This window comes from Microbacterium sp. NPDC057407, assembly GCF_042803895.1.
Classification (GTDB): Bacteria; Actinomycetota; Actinomycetes; order Actinomycetales; family Microbacteriaceae; genus Microbacterium.
In genome coordinates this window covers 739,025-762,469 of the sequence record NZ_JBHVCA010000002.1, presented here as the reverse complement: position 1 = coordinate 762,469, position 23,445 = coordinate 739,025, and the positions used below count along the sequence as shown (strand labels likewise).

Genomic DNA, 23,445 nt, shown 5'->3' with positions numbered 1-23,445 from the left:
GCTCAGACGCTCTGGATCGCGCGCATCGCGTCGACCAGGCCGTGACCCTGGAACGTCCGCTCGCGGCCGAGGTCGCTCGCGGTCTCGGTCAGCACACGCTTCACGTCATCCGGCTTCCCGATGAACTCGCGATGCACCGAGAGGAACGCGGCCGCCACGCCCGACACGTGGGGCGCGGCCATCGATGTTCCCGAGTCCTCTACATAGGTGATGTCGGATGCCTTCTCCCCGGGCTTCAGACGCACCGTGGCGCGTGCCTTCGTCAGCAGCTCGCCCGCGCCCGCGCTGACGACACGCTCACCGGGCGCCACCAGGTCGGGCTTGAGGCGTCCGTCGCCGGTGGGTCCCTTCGACGAGAAGTACGAGACGCCCGTCGAGTAGGGCTTGAGCGAGGTCGAGCCCACCGTGATCGCGCGGGCCGCGTTGCCCGGGTCGTTGATGGTCATGCCGAAGCCCAGCCGCATCTCGCGCCCCGCGGTGTCGCGGGCCGCCCCGTACCCGGTGTTGCCGGCCGAGACCACGACGCACACGCCGTTGGCCACCAGCCGGTCGACCTCGCGGCAGACGGGGGAGAGGCCGGTGGCGAACCAGGACGGGTCGAACGGATACCCCAGCGAGAGGTTGACGCCATGGACGTTCAGATCCCGCCCGCCCCGGTTCAGGTCCTGGATGTACTCGAGAGCCTCCAGCAGGGACGCGAGGTCGCCGGTGCGGTCGTCGCGAAGCACCTTGATCGGGAGGATCTTGGCCTGCGGCGCCATGCCGCTGATGTGGTCGAGGGCCACCCGTTCGACACCCGTCACCCCGTCCGCCGTGCGATACCAGGTCGCGGCTGCGATGCGCTTCCCGCGCGGCCGCGCCACCTGCCCGCCGGCGATGATGCCGGCGACGTGGGTGCCGTGGCCGTTGGGGTCCTTGAGGGCATCGCCGTCGTCGGTGCCGGGCACGAAGCTCTTCGGCCGGAGGGCATCGGGGAGATCGAGGGTGCCGTACGTGCCGAAGTGAGCGTGTGCGGCGTCGATGCCGGTATCGAGGACGGCCCAGACGATCCCGTCGCCGGTCGCATCGAACGATCGCACCGCCGCGTCGGATTTCGTCGTGATCACCGAGCGATGTATGGTCGCCCGCACCTCGAAATTGGGCCACACCCGATTGATGAAGCTGCGCGGAGCCGTCTTCGCCTCCTGCCGGTTGGAACGAGGGGACGAGCCTTTGCCCGCGTCCAGGCGAACGAGCGCGTGGATCTCGGGCGCCGTCAGCGCGGCCATGACGTAGCTCGAGGTGTGCCACGCCGCCGCGTCGCGCCCTTCCGCGGCGATCCGCACCAGTGCGAGGAGCTCCGCGACCGCCTGCTCGATCGGCACGCCGCTGTCCGTCCGCAGCTCGATGACGACGCCGATGGGGTCGTCCTCGCCGGCGGACGCCATGCGCTCGGCCAGCGGACGGGTGATGACGGAGTCGGTCACGAGCGACACCGTCGACGGCATGTCCGGCAGCGAGAACGCCGGCGTGGTCGGCGGCCGGGTCGCAGGCTCCGGAGCCTCTTCGCGCGAAGGCTCAGTCGGCGGTTTCTCGCCCCTCGGCATCGGCCGGGCGGGCTCGGGCGAGAGGTCCGCCTCCGGCTCGACGGCGCGGAACTCTTTCGGCAGGTGCTGACGGTCTTCGCTGGACGCCATCGTCCCTCGCCCTCTCTTCCGCCCGCGAGGGTACTCCCACGCCGGGTGCGTCACCAGATCGAGGGCGGCGCGCGCATCCGTGATACCAGGTCGGAGAGATCAGGTCCCCGCGGCGGCGTCGGGATCGACGGGGCCGGCTTCGACCTGGCGGCGGGAGCGCGGGCGGAGACGCTGCGCTCTCGAGCCGATGGCGGACGCGCCCCGCGCCACGCCGCTGACGAGCGCTCCGCCGGCCTGACGGATGCCGCGCGTCGCGGCCCGCTCCATCGTCGTGGCGCCCGCCCTCGGCTCCAGCTCGGGCGGGAGCGCGGCCGGGGGCAGTCCGAAAGCGCGTCGGGAGGTGACGAGGACTCGGCGTCCGAGGATGTTGTTGCCCGCGCCGCCGATCGCAGCCCCGATGCCGAAGGGCAGGGCCTTGCCGATCCACGAGGCGCCGCCACGGGCCGCGAACTGGTGGATGAAGGTGGTCTTGAGGCGGTCGACGATCGGTCCCATCGCCGCACGGGGGATGGTCTTCGTCACCAGCTCGCCCCAGTAGCGGTCACGGGTCGGGCCGCGCCCCATCGCCTGGCCGGCGAGCTGTGCGACCAGGTCGACGCCCTCCTTGCCGAGCATGTGGGTGAGGACCAGCGCTCGCGCGCGGTCGGGGTCGGCGACCGGCATCCCGTGCACTTCCGAGACGGACTGGGCGAACAGCGCCGTGGCCTCGAGGAACGCGACCGTCTCGACACCACTGAGAGCGAGCGTGACGCCCGTTCCGATGCCGGGCACGACGGCGGTCGCGCCGACGGCGGCGCCACCGGTGGTCACGGCGGCCAGATAGCGGCGCTCGAGGATCCGCACGATCTCGTCGGTCGAGGCATCCGGATGACGCAGCCGGATGCTTCGCAGATGAGCGAGCACGACCGGCCGCTGGATCGCGAGCACCCGGTCGAGCGCGCGGATCGACCGCGGGTGCTCGTCGGAGCCCGCAGGCGGAAGTCCGCCCTGCCACGGCGAATCGGTCGGCAGGGAGTGGATGCGTTGCACCTTGTCGGCCATCGGCCGATCCTAAGCGTCCGCGCCTGAACGCGCGCTCGGGATTGACAGCGCGGTGCCGAGGGTTCAGACGAAGAGGTTGGCGCGCTCCAGGTCCTCGGCGAAGTCGACCTCGACCGCGTACAGGTCGGAGATATCGAGCGGAGCGAGGCGGATGCCGTCCTCCATGATCGCCAGCTCCAGTCCGCGCTCGAAGTAGTCCTGGTCGTCGACCCGCGTGAGTTGGCGCATGAAGGCCTTCTTGTCGCGGCTGGAGATGTAGTTGATGCCGACGGCCTCGCCGATGCCGCCCGTGACGACCTTCGACAGCTCCTTGATGTGTCCCTGATCGTCGACCGTGTACTTGACTTCTTCGTCGCTCACCTTGGACGTGTTCACGGTGACGAACGACTGGTCGCGCTGAATGAGCTCGATCGCCCGCCCGAGGACGCGGGGATCGAAGACGACGTCTCCGTTCATCCAGAGAACGCCGCCCTTTCCGGTCTTGGCGAGAGCGCGCAGAAGGCTCTTGGACGTGTTGGTCTGGTCGTAGCGATCGTTGTACACGTAGTCGACGGCGGGGAAAGCCTCGACGATCGTCTCTGCGCGATAGCCGACCACCGTGGTGATCTTCGCCTCGGCGCCGAACGCGGCACGGATGTTGTCGTGCTGCTGCTGCATGATGCTGCGGCCGTCGCTGAGCTCGGTCAGCGGCTTGGGCAGGCTTCGCCCCAGCCGCGAGCCCATGCCGGCTGCGAGAATGACGGTCTGAAGGGTCAAAGGTCTGCTCCTGATAGTGCGGATTCACTGTCGGTTCACCGACTCGACACCCCTTCGTGCCCCGTCCATGGTAGCGATGGCACCTGAGAACGTGCAGAATGATGGGCTGCCGTTGTCGATTCGTGACAATGCGCGCGGAGCGTCAACCCGCGACACGCATAGCGCCGTCTTGCGGAGCGCTTGATACGTTTGATCGGTGACAGCCTCTCTCCCGCTCCCTGACGACGATCCGGACGAGTCGGACCGTCACGAGAGCGGCGCTGTCGTTCCCTTGCCGTCGAGCCCGAAGGCTCCGGCCCCCAAGCCGCGCCCGCCCCGCAAGGCACCGGCGAAGAAGCCCGCCACGTCCGCAGCCGCCTCGGCGGCGTCTCGTGATTCCGCGACCAAGACCCCGGCGAAGAAGCGACCGGCCGGGCAGGGCGCCAAGCCGAAAGCACCGTCGCAGCGGCCCGTGCCCTCGGCGGCACCCGAGGCACCGGCGCCGGACCCCGGTCCGCCACCGCCGCTTCCGGTCGATCTGGAGGCGCCGGTCGCCCCCGACCCGGTCGAGGTTCCCGTCCCGGACCTCGTGATCCCTCCGAAGCCGCCGCTTCCCGAGGAGCCGCCTGCCGCGCCCGCTCCGGCCGAGGAGACCGCCGAGAAAGCCCTCGCACTCGAGACCGTGACCGAAGACGCGCCCGAAACCGCGGCCGTCACCGACGCTCTTCCGGCTCCGGCCGCCGCTGGCGACGTGCTGGTCATGCGGGGCGTGTCCAAGCGCTTCGGTGACACGCACGCGGTCGACGGCATCGACCTCACCGTGCCCGCGGGGACGTTCTACGGACTGGTGGGTCCCAACGGCGCCGGAAAGACGACGACGCTGTCCATGATCGCGGGCCTCCTCGTGCCCGATCGCGGCTCGATCAGCGTCGGCGGCGTGGACGCGGCATCCGAGCCCGTCGCCGCCAAGCGGCTCATGGGCGTGCTGCCCGACCGACTGCGCACGTTCGACCGGCTGACGGGTCGGCAGCTCCTCTACTACTACGGCGTGCTCCGAGGACTCGCGCCGGCCGTCGTCGAGAGCCGCACCGCCGACCTCGCCCGCGCGTTCGATCTGACCGACGCGCTGGGCCGCGCCGTCTCGGACTACTCGGCCGGCATGGTGAAGAAGGTCATGCTCGCCGGCGCGCTGATCCATTCGCCGCGACTGCTCGTCTTGGACGAGCCGTTCGAGGCGGTCGACCCCGTGTCGAGCGCGATCATCCTCGACATCCTGTCCACGTATGTCGCTCACGGCGGAACCGTGATCCTCTCCAGCCACGGCATGGAGCTCGTCGAGCGGGTCTGCTCGCGGGTGGCCGTGATCGTCGCCGGTCAGGTGCTCGCCGAGGGCACCATCGACGAGGTCCGCGGCGAGCTCAGCCTCGAGCAGCGCTTCGTCGAGCTCGCGGGCGGCCTCAGCGACGTGGAGGGGCTGGAGTGGCTGCACACGTTCTCCGATTGAGGATCGCGCTGCTCTTCGGCGCCCTGCGCGGCGACGTCCGCCACCTGGTGCGCGTGGCACTCGGTCTGCTCGCGCTCGCCGCGGCGACGGCGGCCGGCTGCTGGGCGCTGTCGAGCATGGCGGATGCCGACACCGAGGTGGTGCTCGCGGTGACGGTGTTGGGCGGGTCGGCCGTGACCCTCGGGTTCGCGCTCGCTCCGCTGATCGGCGCGGCGGACGATCCGCTCGATCCTCGTCGCTTCGCCCTCGTCGGCCTTCCCCGCGGGCCTCTCACCGCCGTGCTGGCCGTGGCGGGACTGATCAGCGTGCCGATCCTCGCGCTTCTGGCGCTCGCTGTGACCGACGCCATCGTGTGGGGCGAGCACGGCGTGCCCTGGCCCGCGGCTGCGACGAGCGTGGTCGTCGGCGTCGTGACGTGCACGCTGCTGGCGCGCGTGTGCATGGCCGTGGCATCCCTGTTCCTGAGCGAGCGGCGCTCGCGCGAGCTGTCGGGACTGTTCCTCCTGGCGGTTCTCGTGGTCGTGGTCCCAGTCGGCGTCTTCCTGGCCTCCCTCGAGTGGGACGGCGCGGTGCCCACGCAGCTGTCCGAAGCTGTCGCGGCGCTCGCGCTCACGCCGATCGGCGCCGCCTGGGCGTTCCCGGGCCTCTTCGCAGCGGGCGACGACCAGGCGTGGGCGTCGCTGCTCGTTGCGCTCGCCACCCTCGCCGTCCTCGCACTGCTGTGGGCCTGGCTGGTGAAGCGATTGCTCACCACGACGGAGCGGCCCGCCTCGGTGCGCGAGTGCGGCGGGCTCGGCTGGTTCGCCGTCGCGCCGGGTACAGCCGGGGGAGCGGTGGCCGCCCGCAGCCTCGTGTACTGGTTCCGCGATCGGCGGTACATCGTGAACGTCCTGGTGATCCCGGTCGCTGCCGCGATCACCGTGGTGCCCCTCGTCGTCGCCGGCGTTCCGCTCGAGCTGGCGATCCTCGTGCCGGTTCCGTTCGCGGCGCTGCTGCTGGGATGGCTGCCCCACAACGACCTCGCGTACGACTCCACCGCCGTGTGGATGCATATCGCGAGCGGCATGCGGGGCGTGTCGGACCGAATGGGGCGCCTGGTTCCGGTCCTCCTCGTCGGCATCCCGCTGCTGGCGGTGGCCGTGCCGGTCGCGATCTCGATCCACGGCAGGTGGGCGCTGCTGCCCGCCATGGTGGGCGTCTGCGCCGCACTGTTCTTCGCGGGTCTGGGCTTGTCGAGCGTGTCGTCGGTCGTGGCTCCTTACCCCGTCTCGCGTCCGGGCGAGAGTCCCTTCCAGCAGCCCGAGCGCACCACCTCGACAGGAGCGCTCTCCCAGGGACTCGTGATGCTCGGCGCGGTCCTCGCGAGCGCTCCTGCGCTGTGGTACGGCTGGATCGCTCTGACGCGCGACGTCGACGCGGCGATCCCTGCACTGTGGGCGGGGATGGCCGCGGGGCTGGGTGTGCTGCTCATCGGCCTCGCCGCCGGGTCGGTCCTCTTCTCGCGCCGCGGGGGTCGCCTCATGGAGTTCGCGGAGTCCACGTGACCCGGCCCCTGCGGCCGGTGCCCGGGTACACTGGCAGACCATGAGCACCCCTCTCGAAGGCCCGGACCAGGGCGGTCTGGCCACCCTTGACCGAGAGCTCGAAGAGCTCATCCGCGAAGAGAACGTCGAGCCCGGCGACCACGAGCGCTTCTCCCACTACGTGAAGAAGGACAAGATCCTCGAGTCGGCTCTCACGGGCAAGCCGGTGCGGGCGCTGTGCGGCAAGAAGTGGACGCCCGGTCGCGATCCCGAGAAGTTCCCCGTCTGCCCCACGTGCAAAGAGATTTACGAGTCGCTCGGCGGCTGACCTCGCGTCACCCGGCGTCGGTGTAGACCGTCGGGATGGCGGGATCGGACTTGCTCAGCGCCAGGCCGCGCACCGGCAGCTCCTCCCGCGCGAAGGCGTGGTGATCGCGTGCCGCCTCGACCCCTGCGACCCCCTCGTAGCCGGTGTCGGCTTCGCCGTCGATGACGAGGGGCACCTGCAGCGGGCGGGCCTCGGGATGGGATGCCGCGGTGGCGATCTCCTCGAATCCGTCCGACACGACGATCAGCTCACTGGTGGCGGTCCCGCGGTCGAGCGTGCGGAAGGCGGCTTTTCGGCCGCCTTTCGACCCTTTGTCGGTGGAGGCTTTGGCCACCGATACCCACCCGCCGTCCGCGTCCTGCCGCGCGACCAGCTTGTAGACCATCCCCGCCGTGGGTGTCCCGGATCCCGTGACGACGGACGTGCCGACACCGTAGGCGTCGACGGGGGAGGCCGCCAGGGCGGCGATGGCGTACTCGTCGAGGTCGCTGGTCACCGTGATCGGCGTTCCGGTCGCGCCGAGCTCGTCCAGCTGGGCGCGGACTTCGGCGGCCACCAGCGGCAGGTCGCCGGAGTCGATGCGCACGCCCCCCAGCTCGGTGCCGGCGACGCGCACGGCGGTGGCGACCCCCTCTCGGATGTCGTAGGTGTCGACGAGCAGCGTCGTCTGGACGCCGAGCGCCTCGATCTGCGCCCGGAACGCGGCTTCCTCGGTGTCGTGCAGCAGCGTCCACGCGTGAGCCGCGGTGCCCATGGTGGGGATGCCCCACCGTCGGCCGGCCTCCAGGTTCGAGGTCGCGCCGAATCCCGCGATGTAGGCGGCCCGGGCCGCGGCGATCGCCGACGATTCCCCGGCTCGCCGCGAGCCCATCTCGGCGAGTGGGCGGTCGCCGGCGGCGACGCTCATGCGTGCCGCGGCGGTGGCGACGGCCGAGTCGTGGTTGAGCACGCTGAGGGCGAGGGTCTCGAGGACGACGGCCTCGGCGAACGTGCCCTCGACCGTGAGGATCGGTGATCCGGGGAAGTAGAGCTCCCCTTCGCGGTAGCCGGTGATCGTGCCGGTGAAGCGGTAGTCGGCGAGGAAGTCGAGGGTCGCGGCATCCACCACCCGTTCGTCGCGCAGCCAGCGCAGCTCGTCATCGCCGAACCGGAAGTCGCGGATGAGGCTCAGCAGTCGACCCGTTCCCGCGACCACGCCGAAGCGGCGACCGGCCGACAGCCTCCGGCTGAACAGTTCGAACACGCACCGTCTCTGGGCGGTGCCGTCTCGGAGCGCGGCGTCGAGCATGGTGAGCTCGTATCGGTCGGTGTGCAGGGCGGTGCTCCGAGAAGCGCTCATGCGGGCCAGCCTAGAGGCTGGCGTAGGCTGGACGACCGTGACTCTCCGTCAGGCCTCGCCGCGTGCCGACCTGCCCATCGGGATCTTCGATTCGGGCGTCGGCGGCCTCACGGTCGCGCGGGCCGTGTCGGCCCAGCTGCCCCGGGAATCGATCCTCTACATCGGCGACACCGCCCGTTCGCCCTATGGACCGAAGCCGATCGCCGATGTGCGGCGGTACTCGCTCGAGATCCTCGACAGCCTCGTCGAGCAGGGCGTGAAGATGCTGGTGATCGCGTGCAACACGGCCTCGGCGGCGATGCTCCGCGATGCCCGTGAGCGCTACGACGTTCCCGTGGTCGAGGTCATCGGACCGGCCGTGCGCACGGCAATGTCGACCACGCGCAACGGCCGCATCGGCGTCATCGGCACCGCCGGCACCATCTCGTCCGGCGCGTATCAGGACATGCTCGAGGTGAACGAGCGGCTGACGGTCTTCGCGCAGGCCTGCCCCCGTTTCGTGGAGTTCGTCGAGGCCGGCGTCACGGATTCGCCGGAGGTGCTCGCGGTCGCCGAGGAGTACCTGGCGCCGCTGCGCCACGCCGGCGTCGACACGCTGGTGCTCGGCTGCACGCACTATCCGTTCCTCGAGGGGGCGATCAGCTACGTCATGGGGCCGGAGGTGTCATTGGTGTCGAGCGACACCGAGACGGCGAAGGACGTCTACCGTCAGCTGGTCTCCCGCGATCTGCTCGCGGGTCCGGATGCCTCGCCCACCCACGTCTACGAGGCCACCGGTGCGTCGGCCGACGAGTTCCTGTCGCTCGCGCACCGGCTGATGGGTCGCGAGGTGCGCGAGGTGCAGCTCGTCCAGACCGGCGCGATCGACCTGCCCGCACGCCCCGTGCTGTGATCACCGTCAGAGGAGAATGATGACCGAGTTGACCCGGGCCGATGGCCGTGCTGCCGACGAGCTGCGTCCCATCACGATCGAGCGGGGCTGGAGCAGCAACGCCGAGGGCTCGGCCCTGATCTCGTTCGGCGGCACGAAGGTGCTGTGCACGGCGTCATTCACGAACGGCGTGCCGCGGTGGCTGACCGGCAAGGGCAAGGGATGGGTGACCGCCGAGTACGCGATGCTGCCGCGCGCGACCAACAGCCGCAACGACCGCGAGAGCGTCAAGGGCCGCATCGGCGGGCGCACGCACGAGATCTCGCGCCTGATCGGCCGTGCGCTGCGCGCGGTCGTCGACACCAAGGCGCTGGGTGAGAACACGATCGTCATCGACTGCGACGTGCTGCAGGCCGACGGTGGCACCCGGACCGCGGCGATCACCGGCGCGTACGTGGCGCTGGCGGATGCCGTCGAATGGGGCCGCGCGAAGAAGTTCATCGGTCAGCGGTCCGAGGTGCTGCGCGACTCGGTGGCGGCGGTCTCGGTCGGCATCGTCGACGGTGAGCCGTTGCTCGATCTCGCATACGTCGAGGACGTCCGCGCCGAGACCGACATGAACGTCGTCGTCACGGGTCGGGGCCTCTTCGTCGAGGTGCAGGGCACCGCCGAGGGCGCCCCCTTCGACAAACGCGAACTCGACGCGCTCCTCGACCTGGGCGTGGCCGGATGCGCGTCGCTGCGGGAGCGACAGCTCGCAGCGCTGGCCCCGACTGCCCCCGGCGAAGGGTCGGCGTCGTGACCGATGTGCTGCGCAAGATCGTTCTGGCGACCCACAACCCGCACAAGGTCGAGGAGTTCCAGGCGATCGTCGCCGCGACCCGGCCCGACCTTCACGTCATCGCCTACGACGGTCCTGAGCCCGTCGAGGATGGCGTCACCTTCGCCGAGAATGCGCTGATCAAGGCGCGCGCGGCGGCCGCGCACACCGGCCTGCCCGCCGTCGCCGACGATTCAGGGATCTGCGTCGACGTGCTCGGCGGCTCTCCGGGCGTCTTCTCGGCGTACTGGGCAGGCCACGCGAAGGACGCAGCGGCGAACCTGAATCTGCTCCTCGACCAGGTGTCCGACATCCGCGACCCGAACCGCACCGCGCAGTTCGTCTCCATGATCGCTCTGGTCGTGCCCGGCGATGCGTCCAGTGAGCAGGTCGTCGAAGGAGTCTGGCCGGGCCGGCTCGCGACGGCGGCGTCAGGCGGGGGAGGGTTCGGGTACGACCCGATCTTCATCCCGGACGGCCAGGAGCCGGGCGAGGAGCGCACCGTCGGGGAGTGGTCGGCCGACGAGAAGAACGCCGCGTCGCACCGTGCCCGCGCGTTCGAGAAGCTCGCGCCCCTGCTCGCCGACCTCTGACCCGCCGAGCGACTGAGAATCAGACTCATTCCCGACTCGGCCGATCGGCGCGCCGGCGGGCGCGGGCGGGCATAGCCTGACTGCATGCACGACCACGCTCCGGCGGCGGGGATCCGGGGTGCCGGCAACCGGCGCCTCCTGGCGATCTCCCTCGCGATCACCGCGACCGTCATGGTCGTACAGGTGGTCGGCGCGATCGTCTCGGGATCGCTGGCGCTCCTCGCCGATGCGGTGCACATGTTCACGGATGCCGCGGCCCTCGTGATCGCGTTGGTGGCGGCATCCGTCGCCTCACGCCCCGCGAACGATCGCCGCACCTTCGGGTACCAGCGGGCCGAGGTGTTCGGCGCCCTGGCGAACGGCGTGATCCTGCTCGCGCTGTCGGTGTGGATCGCCGTCGAGGGCGTGCAGCGTCTGCTCGACCCCTCGCAGGTCGAGGTCGCGGGCGGACTGATGCTCGTCGTCGCGACGGTGGGCCTCGTGGCCAACGGCGCCGCGATGTGGCTGCTCAGCTCGGCGCAACGGCGCAGCATGAACGTGCGGGGCGCCTACCTGGAGGTGCTCGGCGACCTGCTCGGCTCGGTGGCGGTGATCGTCGCCGCCATCGTCATCGTCGCGAGCGGATGGGTGCAGGCCGACGCGGTCGCCTCGCTGCTGATCGCCGCCATGATCGTGCCGCGCGCGATCGGCCTGCTGCGCGAGGTCGCGTCGGTGCTGTCGGAGTCGGTGCCGCGCGGGACCCAGGTGCGCGACATCCGCGACCACATCCTCCAGACACCGGGGGTGGTCGACGTGCACGACGTGCACGTGTGGCAGCTGACGCGAGGCGCGCCGGTCTTCAGCGCCCACGTCGTCGTCGACGACGCCGCGATGCGGGAGGGGCGGGCGGGAGGCATCCTGAGCCAGCTTCAGTCCTGCCTCTCGCAGCACTTCGATGTCGAGCACTCGACCTTCCAGCTGGAGCCGGCCGGGCACGTCGAGCACGACGCCCACGCCTGATCAGTCCTCGCGCCGAACCTCCGAAGGCGTCTTGTCGGGTCGCAGTCCGCGCCAGCGAGGATGCCGCAGGATCCCTCCGGGGGTGAACTCGCCGTACTCCACCTCGCCGACCAGCTCGGGGCGCACCCAGAGCGCGTCACGGGCGTCGAGGCGTGGAATGCCGACGAAAGGGTTCTCATCGGTCCGAAGGGGCGTGAGAGTGCGGAACAGCGAGGCGAGAGTCTTGTCGCTGAACCCCGTGCCCACCCGCCCGGCGTACCGGAGGCCGTCTTCGGCGGGGATGCCCAGCAGCAGCGATCCGAACGTGCCGCTGCGGCCGCCCTTGCCCGGTCGGATGCCGGCGATCACGACTTCCTGCGTGCGGGTGTGCTTCACCTTCAGCCAGGACTCCGACCGCCGACCGCGGACGTACGGCGACGCCGGGTCCTTGACGACGACGCCCTCCAGGCGCAGGCGCTCGCTCGCTTCGAGGGCGGCATCGACGTCGTCGAAGACGGGCGGAACGGAGATCGCTCCGATCGCGCCCGCCGCGAGATCCTCGAGCACGGAACGCCGTTCGGTCAGCGGACGGTCGACGAGGTCCTCTCCCTCTCGGGCGATCACGTCGAACAGGTAGTACCGGACCGGGGTCTTGCGCGCCTCGCGGGCGATGTCACCCGGGCGCTCGAGGTTCATGCGTGTCTGCAGCAGCGGGAAGCTCGGACGGCCGTCGGGCTCGAGGGCGACGAGCTCGCCGTCGACGATGGCGGGTTCGGGACCCAGGCCGGTATCGACGTCGGTGAGTTCGGGGTAGCGGTGGGTGATGTCGTTGCCGCTGCGGGCGTAGAGGCGCAGGCGGTGCCCGTCCCACGCGCCCACGGCGCGGATGCCGTCCCACTTGCCTTCGACCCATGCGGGATGTCCCCACCGGTCCGCCGCCTGTCGCGCAAACGCCGGCGTCGCGATCGTGGCCAGCATCGGCTTGAGCTCGTCCATGCTCGGCGGCCAAGGCTTCTTGGCCGTCGGGGCCGCCGATGCCTCCCGCGGAGCCTTGCGTGGAGTCTGTCGAGGCGGTCGCGACTCGTCGGCTTGCGGGCTGGGCTCGACGGGAACGCCGTCCGGTTGCGGGTGGCCCGCGGCATCCGTCTTCATCCGGTGCAGGAGCCACGACGACTTCTCGCCCTCGCCCTCGGTGCGGATGAGGGCGAGGCGCACCCGCCCGAGTGGACCGCCGGGCCTGCCCTCGAGCGTGGCGATGATCTCGTCGTCGCGCCACTTCTCGAGGTCGTAGCGGCCGTCGTCCCAGATCGTGACCGTCCCGCCGCCGTATTCGCCCGCCGGAATCGTGCCCTCGAACGTGGCGTACTCCATCGGGTGGTCCTCGGTCATGACAGCGAGGTTGTTGCGCTTCGACGAGTGCGGCACGCCTCGCGGGACCGCCCAGCTCACCAGCACCCCGTCGCGCTCCAGACGGAAGTCCCAGTGCAGTCGGCTGGCGTGGTGCTCCTGGATCACGAAGATCGGCCGGTCGCCGTGGGGCGTGGCGCCGAGCGGGTTCTCGGGGACCGGTTCGGGTGTCTTCGACGCGCTCCGCTTGGAGATGTACGCCGACAGGGGACCGGACTCGGCCTCGCGTCCGCCGGCGTGGAAGCCGAGCGGCGACATCGGGTCGCCCATCGTGTCCATGCGTTCGAGCACCTCGTCGAACAGCAGGTGGCGCAGTCCGGGGTCGTCGAGCTCATCCCAGGTGCGCGGGGCGGCGACGGTGGGGTGCGGGCGACCGCGAAGCGAGTAGGGCGCGATGGTGGTCTTGGACCCGTTGTTCTGGCTCCAGTCGATGAGCACCTTGCCGTGGCGTTCGCTCTTCTTCATGCTGCTGACCACGAGATCGGGGTGATCGGCTTCGATGGCTCGCGCGAGTTCCTTGGCAAGGGCCGAGGCGTTCTCCGGCGTCTGTCCTTCGGGGAGCGCCGCGTACAGGTGAATGCCTTTGCTGCCGCTGGTGACGGGGAACGGGTCGAGCCCCATGTCGGTGAGGATGCCTCGCGCCCACCCCGCCACGACGGCGCATTCGCCCAGGCCGGCGCCGGGGCCCGGGTCGAGGTCGAGCACGAGACGGTCGGCGAAACCGCGGCTGCCGTCCGGGGCGAAACGCCACTGCGGCACGTGCAGTTCGAGGCTCGCGACCTGCGCGAGGTAGACGAGCGTGGGGATGTCGCCGGCGAGCGGATAGTTCTTGGTGCCCGACGAGTGCGGGATCGGCATCCGCTTCACCCAGGACGGTGCGCCCGGCTCCAGATCCTTCGCGAAGAACACCATGCCGGGATCGGCGTCGGTTCCGACCCCTTCGGGCCAGCGCTTGCGGGTGACGGGCCGGCCGACGACGTGGGGGATGAGCAGCGGGGCGATGCGGGTGTAGTAGTCGATCACCTCGCCTTTGGTGGTGCCCGTTTCGGGATACAGCACCTTTTCGAGATTGGTGATCTTGAGCCGACGACCGCCGATGCTGACGACACTGGCGACCCCCGACATGTGTCAAGGCTAGCCGCGGCGGGTGTGACCGGTGTGTACTGGTGTGATGAGGGCGATCTGGAAGGGCGCGTTGACCTTCGGTCTGGTCAACGTTCCGGTCAAGGTGTACTCGGCGACCGAGGATCACGACGTCTCGCTGCATCAGGTGCACAACAAGGACGGCGGACGCATCCGCTACCAGCGGGTGTGCGAGATCGACGGCGAGGTCGTGCCGTACCAGGACATCGACAAGGCCTACGACGACGGCGACAAGACGGTGGTGCTCACCAAGGAGGACCTTGCCGCGCTCCCCTCCGAGAAGAGCCGCGAGATCGACGTGGTCGAGTTCGTGCCGACCGAGCAGGTCGACCTGCTGACCCTCGACAAGGCGTACTACCTCGAGCCCGACTCCGCGTCGCCGAAGGCCTACGTGCTGCTGCGGAAGACCCTCGAGCAGACCGACCGCACCGCGATCGTGCGATTCTCGCTGCGTCAGAAGACCCGGCTCGCGGCGCTGCGCGTGCGCGGCGACGTGCTGGTGCTGCAGACCTTGCTGTGGGCGGACGAGGTGCGCGAGGCGTCCTTCCCCGCGCTCGACGAGTCGGTGCGCATCTCGGCGAAGGAGCTGGAGATGTCGGCGGCGCTCGTGGAGAGCTTCGCCAGCGACTTCGACCCGTCGGAGTTCACCGACGAGTATCAGGAAGAGCTGCGCACGCTGATCGAAGCCAAGCTCGAGAAGGGCGATGCGCTCGACACCTCCGAGACCTTCGGCGACCAGGAGGAGCAGGACTCGGGCGGCGAGGTCATCGATCTGATGGAGGCCCTGCGCGCGAGCGTGGAGCGGTCGCGTGCCGCTCGCGAGGGCAAGGCGTCGGGGACGGATGCCGCAGCCCAGAGCCCCGCGGCGAAGTCCGGTTCGTCGAGCTCGTCGGGCTCGTCGGGATCACCGGCGAAGAAGCCGGCGGCCAAGAAGCCGGCGGCGAAGGCCGACGCGAAGAAGCCGGCGGCGAAGAAGAAGACCGCGAAGGCTTCCTGACGGCGGTTCTCTCGGCCGCCCCGGGCGTCAGGCCCTCGGAGCCTCGCCGTCGTGGTGCTCGTGGTGCTCGGGACCGCGGTCGAACACGTCGGCGTCGAGGACGAGCGCTTCGGCTTCCTGGTGGTCGGTGACGACGTCCTCACCCGCGGCGGCGGCCTTCTTCGCCTTGCTGCGCTCGCGGAAGTAGTGCCACAGCGTGACGACCGCGGTGCCGCCCACGGCTGCGAGCAGGATGACGTCGATGTAGTCCTCGACGAACCTGGCCACGGGCGGGATGAACCCGATCAGGTAGCCGAACATCGTGAGTCCGAAGCCCCAGATCACCGCGCCGATCAGGTTGTACAGGGTGTACTTCCACTTGTTCATGTGGCCGACGCCAGCGGCGACGGGGGCGAACGTGCGGACGATGGGAACGAAGCGGGCGAGGATGACCGTCAGTCCGCCGAACCGCTCGAAGAAGGCGTTGGTGCGTTCGACGTTCTTGACGCTGAAGAGGCCGGACTCCTTCTTCTCGAACACGGCCGGTCCGCCCTTGTGGCCGATGTAGTAGCCGACTTCGCCGCCGACGAATGCGGAGAGGCCGATCAACAGCGCCACCCACCACACGCTGAGGCCGAAGACGCCGTTCGGGGCGTAGTCCTGAGGGTGCGAGAGAAGTCCCGCGATGATCAGGAGCGTGTCGCCGGGAAGAAGGAAGCCGACGAGCAGCCCGGTCTCGGCGAAGACGATGAAGCACACCACGACGAGCGCCCAGGGACCGGCCCACTCGATGATCGCGGCCGGGTCCAGCCAGGGGATGAGGGCTGTGTGATGCAAGGTCGGATTCCCGTCGTTGAGGCGGTCGGCGGAGGATCAGCGCGTCGGCGACTGCGTGCGGAAGGTGGGACTTGAACCCACACGCCCGGAGGCACAGGAACCTAAATCCTGCGTGTCTGCCAATTTCACCACTCCCGCGAGTGCGTTCAGTCTACTGACCGGCTGCGGCCGGCAGACGGCCTCGAGCAGCGCTGGGGCGCGTGATCCGTTGGTCGGCAAGTTATCCACAGACCTTCCTCGCATTCGGAACGAATTTCGTAGCCTTTCCATATCCGCCGGAGTACCGGCGTCACGGAAAGGCCGACATGAACCGGATGCTGCGAGCAACCTTCTCGACAGGAACCGACCGATTCGCGATCGATCTGGCAGAGACGACCACAACGGTCGGTCGAATCGCCCGCCACCTGGACGGGTTGCAGCGGGAGGTGTCGACAACCCTCGGGGCTGTCGACGCCGCACTGACCGTTCTGGCAGCCGACCAGGACGTGTACCGAGCGCTGGAGTCCGTCGCCGAGGATCGGCGACATTCAGGGCAGGGATCGATCACGCTGTGCGGCGGTCTGGTCGGCGCCACTCAAGAGGCGCTGGTCGCGTGTCTCTCGGCGGACGAAGAGATGGCGGCGAACGCACGAGGGTCCGAGGCATTCGCCTTCGATCCGGGTCGATTCGGATCGAGCCTGACGTGGAACTGATCCGCGCGGAGTCGTTGCCGGTGGTGAGCGTGGATGTCGATGCGTTGATGGAGTCGGCGGCAGTGATGCGCGAGACGGGTTCGAGCATCGCGGAGCGCGGGCTGCGGATGCGCGAGCGCTGGAAGGGGTTGGCGGATGCGTTCGAGACGCCCGACACTCCGAAGCTGCTCTCGGGGATGGCGGATGTGGAGGCCGCGACCTCCGACTTCGGGACAGCCACGGGACGGATCGGGGACATCCTCGGCCAGCTCGCCGAGTCGCTGGGTGGTGCCGAGCGGCGATTGCGGACGCTGCGCGACGAGGTCGACGATCTGCATCGAGCGGTCGCGGCCTACCGCCTGTCGGTCGGAGGAGAGTCGACTTCGCCCGCGGGGGCGGATGCCGCCGGCGACGGCGGCTCCGGGATCGCGTGGGGGCCGGGGCAGTATGCGTGGAACGCCGGCCTGATCTCAGAGCGCGATCGGCTGCGCCTGCTGATCGATCAAGCCATGGACGAGGCGACGCGCGACCTGCGCGCCATCGAAGACCCCGTAGGCGTGCGGCTCGCCGGGTTCGCGCCGACCGCCAGCCCGCTGGCGCCGTCGTGGCGGGCGAAGCAGCGCGATTTCGAGAACACTCTCGCGCTCACCCTGCTGGAGCGGCTGCTCACTGCCGGTGACGCCGAGGCCATCGCGGATCTCTTGGCCCGGCATCCCGATTGGGTTCGGCATCTCGAGGAGCACCCGCCGGCGCCGGCGGCCGTCGCGCGCTGGTGGAGCGATCCCGATGCCCCGCCTCGCGAAGCCCTGATCACGGGAGCGGCGCTCGTCGTCGGTGCGCTCGGCGGAGTGCCGGCCATGACGCGGGCGAGGGCGAACCGGGCTCTCGCGTCCGAGAGAATCGTGAAGCTCAGGCGGCGGATGCAGCTGCTCGATGGCGGAGGGCGGCCCGTGAACCCTCAGCTCTCCGATGCGGAGTCCATCGCCAGACATGCTGAGCAACGAGACCTCCAGAGGGAGATCGCCTACCTCGACCTCGTGGTCAATGGAGACGTAAACCTCTACCTCTACCGCCCCGAGCGCGGGGAGATCATCGAGATCCTCGGCGACCCCGACGCCGCGGTAGCCATCGTGTCGTTCATGCCCGGAACCAACACCACGATGGGGTCCTTCTACGACCCCGCGCAACGGAACGGCGGAAAGCAGGGCATCACCGCCCTCACGAAGTGGCAGGCCGACAACGCGCCGGTCGCGGGTTTTGTGGTGAAGCAGGGCGCATTCCCGCAGCTGGATCCCGCAACGCTCTCCACCGGCCCGCAGAACAACGACATGGCCGAGCGCCTGGGTGCGTCGTACGCACGGTTCGCCACCGAACTTCACGCGGTTGCCCCACGGATTCCCGTCGTCAGCGTCGAGCACTCGTTCGGCTCCGCTGTCGGCGGCGTCGCCGAAACTCGCGGCGCGAAGTTCCACTCGCGGATCATGCTTGCCGGCATCGGAATGACTGCCGACTGGAAGCCCGACCCCGAAACCAAGCATTACGCGATGCAGGCACCGAACGACATCAACAGGCACCTCGACGAGGTGCAGGTCGGCAACTGGGGATACCAGATCAGCCCGACTGTCGAGAACGGCGTCGTCGACTGGACAGCGGCTTGCCGGGCACTCCGGCTTGGGCGGCATTGGTGGCCCCCATCTCTCCCACGGGGGCGGTCGCTGTCGATGTGATCAGTGGACTCGACAATCACAATCGCATCATCAGCGGCGACCCGGATGAGAACCGCACAGTCCTCGAGCAGATCGAATCCGTTCTGCGCGCAGCAGGGAAGGGCGAACGATGAGCACGCCGCTGGTGAAGACGAAGATCGTTCTCGCGCTCACCTTGGTGCTCGCGAGCGTGACCGTCCTCCTGACGGGATGTGTCGCGACGGCGGCTCTTCCGTCGTATGAGACGGCGAAGGCCGAGACGAACGCCGCGATTCGTGCGGTCGCCGATCATGTGCCTGACACGGTCGATGAGCTGATGCGAGAGGGCGACCCGTACGTGTGTGGCGACATGCTCGATTCCTCCGGTGAGGACCGGCCCATCTTCTACACGGGCAACCTGGATCTGAGGCAGCCGGAGGGGTTCGACCCGGAGAGATTCATCGACGAACTGCCCGAGAAGCTCGGTAAGGACTTCGAGGTGGTCCCGAGACATCCGATCGAGGGCGTATTGGCGGTCAGCTTGAATGCGCATTCCCATGGCGGCGCACGCCTGTCTGTCACTGCGGGAACAAGCGACTCCGGGCCCTACGTCTACATCATCGGCATGTCGCGCTGCGCTCAGCCCATTCCGCCCACGGTGGCGGAGGCGCCTCTTCCGGATTATGACGCGGTTCGTCGCGAGGCCTTGGCGGCGGCGCGGGAGGTTGCCGCCACGCTGCCTCGTCGGGTGCAGACGATGCGGCACGACTCTCTGCCGACCAAGTGCGACGATGTCGTCGACCCGTTCTCCGCGTTCGCTCCTGTCCGCTACCAGGGGGGCTTGGAATACGACGTATCCGACGACTTCGACGGCGAGAAGTATCTCGAGGAGCTGCCGACCCTTCTCGGCGATGACTTTGACGTCATCCCCAGACTGGTGCCCGATATTGTGCCGAAAGTCGACATCGTCGCGCATCGGCACGGCGACGCCGCCCTCACACTGTCGGTCTGGCCGTACGGCGATGTCTTCATCTCCATGTATTCCCAGTGCGCAGACGGCGCGACCGTCGACCGATGACCTTGCATGTGTCGGCGACGCTCGCACGGATCAGCGCGGTTGGGCTGCTCTCGCTCATGATCGGGCTCGCGGGGTGCGCAGTCGAGTCTCCGCTTCCCGAGTACGCGTGGGTGAAGGATGAGACGAACGCCGCCATTCGTGCGATTGCCGATCAGTTGCCTGACACGGTCGATGAGCTCATGCGAGAAGGCGACCCGTACGTGTGCGGCGACATGCTCGATTCGTCCGGTGAGGACCGGCCCATCTTCTACACGGGCAACCTGGATCTGAGGCAGCCCGAGGGGTTCGACCCAGAGAGATTCATCGAAGAACTGCCCGACAGGCTCGGTGAGGACTTCGAGGTGATGCCCAGACAGCCGATCGAGAACGTGTTCGCGGTCAGCCTGAATGCTCACTCCCACGGCGGGGCACACCTGTCGGTCACTGCGGGAACAAGCGACTCGGGGCCCTACGTCTACATCATCGGCATGTCGCGCTGCGCTCAGCCCATTCCTCCCACGGTCGCGAAGGCGCCGCTTCCCGACTATGGCACGGTTCGTCGCGAAGCCATGGCGGCGGCGAGGGAGGTTGCCGCCACGCTGCCTCGCCGGGTGCAGACGATGCAGCACGACTCTCTTCCGACCCGATGCGACGATGTCATCGATCCGTTCTCCTCGTTCGCTCCTGTCCGGTTTGGAGGAGGCGTGGAGTACGACGTGCCGTTCGACTTCGACGCTGGAAAGTACTTCGAAGAGTTGCCGATGCTCCTCGGCGACGACTTCGAGGTCATCCCGCGACTGGTTCCCGAGATTCGCGCAACAGTTGACATCATCGCGCATCGGCACGGCGACAACGCGCTCACCCTGTCGGTCGGGGAGGGCGATGTCTTCATCTCCATGGACTCGCGGTGCGCAGACGGCGCAACCGTTGACCGATGACCGGCCACGAGCGGTCCCTTCGCCGTCACGCGGGCGACCCCGCGAGCCGCGTCAGCGGCGGATGCCGAAGAGGAAGTAGCTTGCCGGTCCGACCCAGTTCACAAGGATCGCCGGGATCCACAGCGGCTTGGGTCCGCGCACCTCCGCGGCGTCACGGTGGGCGAGATCCCAGAAGGCGAGGAAGGCGAAGGCGGCCTGCACGAGCCCGATGACTCCGAGCGCTGCACGCCCGCCGGCCGGCAGCCGCGTCTTCATGTCCGTCATTCCGATTCCTTCCGTCCCGACCATCCTGCCTCGCCCGCAGCCGACACGCACCCTGTGGATAACTTCGAGGGCGCGCGCGACGGAGTTGCAAGGATGCTTCGGTGCCCGCATCCACCGCCTCCTTCGCCGCCACTGCCACGAGCAGCGTCGCGTCCCTCGTCGCGGAGCGGGTGCGCGAACGGCTGCGCGCGGAACGCACCGACCCGTCACGCGACCCGGAGTTCGCCGCCCACGTCGCCCGGACCGAAGTCCGACGGCACAACGACTTCGCGCTCGCCCGGGGGCTGATGCCCGCCGACGATGAAGCGGCGTGCGTTCGCGAAGTGCTCGCCGCGGTCGCGGGTTTCGGGCCCCTCCAGCCCTACCTCGACGACCCCACTGTCGAGGAGCTCTGGATCAACGCGCCCGATCGCATCTTCATCGCACGGCAAGGGGTTCCAGAACGCACACCCCTCACCCTCAGCGACACCGCCGTCCGCGACCTCGTCGAGCGGATGCTGCAATCCACGGGGCGCCGCGTCGACCTGAGCCAGCCCTTCGTCGACGCGTCCCTTCCCGACGGCTCCCGCCTGCACGTCGTCATCCCCGACATCACCCGGCGTCACTGGTCGGTGAACATCCGCAAGTTCCTCCCCGCGTTCGGCGACCTCGACCACCTCGCCGCCGCCGGGTCGCTGCCGTTCGACGTCGCCGATCTGCTCCGTGCCGCGATGACCCGCGGCGAATCGGTTCTCGTCTCGGGAGCCACCCACGCGGGCAAGACGACGATGCTCGGCGCGCTCATCGCCGCCTGCCCGCCCTCGCACCGCATCGTCACCGTCGAGGAGACGTTCGAACTCGCCGTCGCGGCACCCGACATCGTCGCGCTGCAGGGCCGGCAGCCGAGCCTCGAAGGCACCGGAGAGGTCACCCTCCGCCGGCTCGTGAAAGAGGCTCTCCGCATGCGGCCCGACCGGCTCGTCGTGGGAGAAGTGCGCGACGCCGAAGCCCTCGACCTGGTGCTCGCGCTCAACACAGGAGTACCCGGCTCCGCCACGATCCACGCCAATTCCGCCCGCGACGCGCTCTCGAAGCTCGCCGCGCTGCCCCTCCTGGCAGGCCGCAACATCGATTCGTCCTTCGTGCTGCCGGCGGTCGCGGCATCCGTTCACCTGGTCGTGCACTGCGAGAGGGATGCCGCGGGCCGACGCCGTGTGCGCGAGGTCGTCACGCCGACCGGCGTCGTGGGCGGAGTCATTGCCGCACGCACGCTGTACGAGGCGCCCCGATGACGTTCGTGTGGGGTGCGACGCTCGCCGCCGGGCTGCTCCTGGTGCTGTCGCCGTGGATGTGGCCGGTCGGCGCACCCCGAGCCGAGCGGCTCTCCACCGGCAGATTGGCCGCTCTTCTCGAGGCGGCGGGACTCGCGCGCCTCACCCCGGGCGCGGTGGTCGTCGCGTCGGCGTGCTGCGCCGGTGTCGCAGCTTCCTCGACGTGGCTGGGCACCCAGGTGACAGCGTTATGCGTCGTCGCGGGGGCGGCGGGGGCGATCGCGCCGTTCGTCTGGCTCCGTGCCCGGCGCTCCCGGCTCCTCAAGCTCCGACGGGCGCTGTGGCCCGATGTGTGCGACCTGCTGATCGCGTCCGTCCGCGCGGGGATGAGCCTGCCCGACGCGGTCGCCAGTCTCGCCGACTCCGCGCCCGCCGAGATCCGTCCGGCCTTCGCCGCTTTCCGCACGGATCTGTCGGCGTCAGGTCACTTCGACTCCAGCGTGCGACGCGCGAAGACGGCACTCGCGGACCCCGTCGCAGACCGCATCCTCGAGACGCTTCGTATGGCCCGGCAGGTCGGCGGCACCGAACTGACACCGGTGCTCCGCGCGCTGGCGGCATCGGTCCGGGCCGACGCGGCTCTGCGAGCCGAGGTCGAGTCGCGCCAGTCGTGGATCCGCGGAGCCGCGGTGCTCGGGGTGGCGGCACCCTGGGTGATTCTCGCTCTTCTCGCGCTCCGCGCCGAAGGGGCCCGGGCGTACGGCAGCCCGGAGGGAGTCGTGCTCATTCTGGTCGGCGCCGTCGTTTCGCTGGTCGCATACCGCACGATGCTCCGACTCGGACGCCTGCCCGAGCCTCGGCGGTGGTTCGGATGATCGCCATCGAGCCCGACGACATCGCCACAGCGGTGGTCCTGGGCTGCGGGCTGGGCGTCGGGTGCTGCCTGATGCTGGCCCGCGCACCGCGATGGGGAGCAGCATCCCTGTCCCGTCGCATCGCCCCATACATCCGCGACGTCACCGACCCGCGCGGCATGGGCATCGTTCCCTCTTCGGCTGCCCGCGACGCGACAGTGGCGTGGTCGGTGCTCAGGCAGCGCTTCGGTCAGCTCGCCGGGGGAGAAGCGCACCTCGTCCGCCGACTGCACCAAGCCGGTCGCAGGCCCGACGCCGCGGCCTTCCGCGGAAGGCAGCTCGCCTTCGCGATCGCCGGTCTCGGGCTGGGCGGCGTCGTCCTCGTCGCGGCGGTGCTCCTCGGGCCGGGATCGCCCGCCATCGCCCTGCTTCCTCCACTGCTCGCCGTCGCCGGGGCCGTGACCTGCGACGTCTGGCTCTCGAGAGTCGCCCGCTCGCGGGTTGGCCGCATCGAGGAGGAGCTCCCCACCACGCTCGAGTTCCTGGCGCTGTGCCTGTCGGCAGGCGAGGGGATCCTCGATTCCCTGCGACGGGTGAGTGACGTGGGCGCTGGAGAGCTCACCATCGAGTTGCGAGGTGTCGTCGTGGCGGTCGGCACGGGCTCTCCGCTTCCCGAGGCACTCGAGAAGCTCGCCGACCGACTGCAGATCCCCGCCGTGACCCGCGCCGTCGACCAGGTCGTGGCGGCCATCGACCGAGGAGCGCCTCTGGCCCAGGTTCTTCACGCGCAAGCGCTCGACGCACGCGAAGACGCGAAGCGCACCCTCATCGAGCGTGCAGGGCGCAAAGAGATCTACATGCTGTTCCCCCTCGTGTTCCTCATCCTCCCCTTGAGCGTGCTTTTCGCCGTGTTCCCAGGGGTGTTCATGCTTCGACTCGGCGTCGGATGACGCCT

Annotated in this window: 22 protein-coding genes and 1 tRNA gene; 15 read left to right on the top strand and 8 right to left on the bottom strand. The window is 69.5% G+C overall.

The features are described from left to right. Window positions 1–2 precede the first annotated feature (2 nt). The 3 genes from ACFUTX_RS08560 to ACFUTX_RS08550 form a co-directional block, all read right to left on the bottom strand. Window positions 3–1,676 carry a S8 family serine peptidase gene (locus ACFUTX_RS08560; RefSeq protein WP_378862701.1) on the bottom strand — a complete coding sequence of 558 codons (1,674 nt, stop codon included), beginning with the start codon at window positions 1,674–1,676 and terminating at the stop codon, window positions 3–5. Window positions 1,677–1,775: 99 nt separating this feature from the next. Continuing rightward, window positions 1,776–2,717 carry a hypothetical protein gene (locus tag ACFUTX_RS08555; RefSeq protein ID WP_378862698.1) on the bottom strand — a complete coding sequence of 314 codons (942 nt, stop codon included), beginning with the start codon at window positions 2,715–2,717 and terminating at the stop codon, window positions 1,776–1,778. 63 nt (window positions 2,718–2,780) lie between these two features. Then, entirely contained in the window at window positions 2,781–3,473 is a 693-nt protein-coding gene (locus ACFUTX_RS08550; RefSeq protein WP_378862695.1) for an NTP transferase domain-containing protein, read from the bottom strand. 196 nt (window positions 3,474–3,669) lie between these two features. Here ACFUTX_RS08550 and ACFUTX_RS08545 point away from each other — a divergent pair, with 196 nt between their 5' ends. The 3 genes from ACFUTX_RS08545 to ACFUTX_RS08535 are packed head-to-tail and all read left to right on the top strand — an operon-like array spanning window position 3,670 to window position 6,807. Then, complete coding sequence (locus ACFUTX_RS08545) at window positions 3,670–4,956, top strand: ABC transporter ATP-binding protein (RefSeq protein WP_378862692.1); 1,287 nt, start codon at window positions 3,670–3,672, stop codon at window positions 4,954–4,956. After that, window positions 4,932–6,500 carry a hypothetical protein gene (locus ACFUTX_RS08540; protein WP_378862689.1) on the top strand — a complete coding sequence of 523 codons (1,569 nt, stop codon included), beginning with the start codon at window positions 4,932–4,934 and terminating at the stop codon, window positions 6,498–6,500. Before ACFUTX_RS08545 ends, ACFUTX_RS08540 begins: the two co-directional genes overlap by 25 nt. Before the next feature lie 40 nt (window positions 6,501–6,540). After that, window positions 6,541–6,807, top strand: coding sequence for a DUF3039 domain-containing protein (locus tag ACFUTX_RS08535; protein ID WP_378862686.1), 267 nt, complete (start codon window positions 6,541–6,543; stop codon window positions 6,805–6,807). 7 nt (window positions 6,808–6,814) lie between these two features. Here ACFUTX_RS08535 and ACFUTX_RS08530 read toward each other — a convergent pair whose 3' ends face one another. Next, on the bottom strand, window positions 6,815–8,146 hold the full coding sequence (locus tag ACFUTX_RS08530; RefSeq protein ID WP_378862683.1) for a nicotinate phosphoribosyltransferase: 1,332 nt from the start codon (window positions 8,144–8,146) through the stop codon (window positions 6,815–6,817). Between the two features lie 37 nt (window positions 8,147–8,183). On the opposite strand from ACFUTX_RS08530, the gene murI reads away from it, so the two are divergent. From murI to ACFUTX_RS08510, 4 genes are all read left to right on the top strand, one after another. Further along, entirely contained in the window at window positions 8,184–9,038 is an 855-nt protein-coding gene (gene murI, locus ACFUTX_RS08525; RefSeq protein WP_378862681.1) for a glutamate racemase, read from the top strand. A gap of 19 nt (window positions 9,039–9,057) precedes the next feature. Then, a complete protein-coding gene (gene rph / locus ACFUTX_RS08520; protein WP_378862678.1) occupies window positions 9,058–9,819 on the top strand; it encodes a ribonuclease PH in 762 nt (253 codons plus the stop codon). Window positions 9,820–9,827: 8 nt separating this feature from the next. After that, window positions 9,828–10,430 carry an RdgB/HAM1 family non-canonical purine NTP pyrophosphatase gene (rdgB, locus tag ACFUTX_RS08515; protein WP_378862896.1) on the top strand — a complete coding sequence of 201 codons (603 nt, stop codon included), beginning with the start codon at window positions 9,828–9,830 and terminating at the stop codon, window positions 10,428–10,430. Window positions 10,431–10,514: 84 nt separating this feature from the next. Further along, on the top strand, window positions 10,515–11,429 hold the full coding sequence (locus tag ACFUTX_RS08510) for a cation diffusion facilitator family transporter (protein WP_378862675.1): 915 nt from the start codon (window positions 10,515–10,517) through the stop codon (window positions 11,427–11,429). Here the strand turns inward: ACFUTX_RS08510 and ACFUTX_RS08505 are convergent, their stop codons facing one another. Continuing rightward, window positions 11,430–13,940, bottom strand: coding sequence for an ATP-dependent DNA ligase (locus ACFUTX_RS08505; RefSeq protein WP_378862672.1), 2,511 nt, complete (start codon window positions 13,938–13,940; stop codon window positions 11,430–11,432). Between the two features lie 46 nt (window positions 13,941–13,986). On the opposite strand from ACFUTX_RS08505, the gene ACFUTX_RS08500 reads away from it, so the two are divergent. Beyond that, a complete protein-coding gene (locus tag ACFUTX_RS08500; protein ID WP_378862669.1) occupies window positions 13,987–14,955 on the top strand; it encodes a Ku protein in 969 nt (322 codons plus the stop codon). 27 nt (window positions 14,956–14,982) lie between these two features. On the opposite strand, the gene ACFUTX_RS08495 is transcribed toward ACFUTX_RS08500, so the two are convergent. Both ACFUTX_RS08495 and ACFUTX_RS08490 read right to left on the bottom strand, forming a co-directional pair. Continuing rightward, on the bottom strand, window positions 14,983–15,771 hold the full coding sequence (locus tag ACFUTX_RS08495) for a DedA family protein (protein WP_378862666.1): 789 nt from the start codon (window positions 15,769–15,771) through the stop codon (window positions 14,983–14,985). Window positions 15,772–15,827: 56 nt separating this feature from the next. Then, window positions 15,828–15,909, bottom strand: a tRNA-Leu gene (locus ACFUTX_RS08490). Between the two features lie 62 nt (window positions 15,910–15,971). On the opposite strand from ACFUTX_RS08490, the gene ACFUTX_RS08485 reads away from it, so the two are divergent. From ACFUTX_RS08485 to ACFUTX_RS08470, 4 genes are all read left to right on the top strand, one after another. After that, a complete protein-coding gene (locus ACFUTX_RS08485) occupies window positions 15,972–16,463 on the top strand; it encodes a hypothetical protein (RefSeq protein WP_378862663.1) in 492 nt (163 codons plus the stop codon). Then, window positions 16,454–18,169 (top strand): alpha/beta hydrolase, encoded by a 1,716-nt coding sequence (locus tag ACFUTX_RS08480; RefSeq protein WP_378862660.1) that lies wholly within the window; start codon window positions 16,454–16,456, stop codon window positions 18,167–18,169. Before ACFUTX_RS08485 ends, ACFUTX_RS08480 begins: the two co-directional genes overlap by 10 nt. 109 nt (window positions 18,170–18,278) lie before the next feature. Beyond that, the gene (locus ACFUTX_RS08475; protein ID WP_378862657.1) at window positions 18,279–19,205 is read left to right on the top strand and encodes a hypothetical protein; all 927 of its coding nucleotides are present in this window, start codon (window positions 18,279–18,281) and stop codon (window positions 19,203–19,205) included. After that, window positions 19,202–20,122 carry a hypothetical protein gene (locus ACFUTX_RS08470; RefSeq protein ID WP_378862654.1) on the top strand — a complete coding sequence of 307 codons (921 nt, stop codon included), beginning with the start codon at window positions 19,202–19,204 and terminating at the stop codon, window positions 20,120–20,122. The genes ACFUTX_RS08475 and ACFUTX_RS08470 overlap by 4 nt, the downstream gene beginning before the upstream one ends. Before the next feature lie 51 nt (window positions 20,123–20,173). Here ACFUTX_RS08470 and ACFUTX_RS08465 read toward each other — a convergent pair whose 3' ends face one another. Then, window positions 20,174–20,386: a PLDc N-terminal domain-containing protein gene (locus ACFUTX_RS08465; protein WP_378862651.1), complete on the bottom strand. Its 213-nt coding sequence runs from the start codon at window positions 20,384–20,386 to the stop codon at window positions 20,174–20,176. Window positions 20,387–20,487: 101 nt separating this feature from the next. Between ACFUTX_RS08465 and ACFUTX_RS08460 the strand changes: the two genes are divergently transcribed. From ACFUTX_RS08460 to ACFUTX_RS08450, 3 genes are read left to right on the top strand one after another with little or no spacing between them, the layout of a single operon-like run. Continuing rightward, window positions 20,488–21,657 (top strand): CpaF family protein, encoded by a 1,170-nt coding sequence (locus tag ACFUTX_RS08460; RefSeq protein ID WP_378862648.1) that lies wholly within the window; start codon window positions 20,488–20,490, stop codon window positions 21,655–21,657. Continuing rightward, window positions 21,654–22,511, top strand: a complete 858-nt coding sequence (locus tag ACFUTX_RS08455; protein ID WP_378862645.1) for a type II secretion system F family protein — start codon at window positions 21,654–21,656, stop codon at window positions 22,509–22,511. Before ACFUTX_RS08460 ends, ACFUTX_RS08455 begins: the two co-directional genes overlap by 4 nt. After that, complete coding sequence (locus ACFUTX_RS08450) at window positions 22,508–23,440, top strand: type II secretion system F family protein (protein ID WP_378862642.1); 933 nt, start codon at window positions 22,508–22,510, stop codon at window positions 23,438–23,440. Before ACFUTX_RS08455 ends, ACFUTX_RS08450 begins: the two co-directional genes overlap by 4 nt. Window positions 23,441–23,445 lie beyond the last annotated feature (5 nt).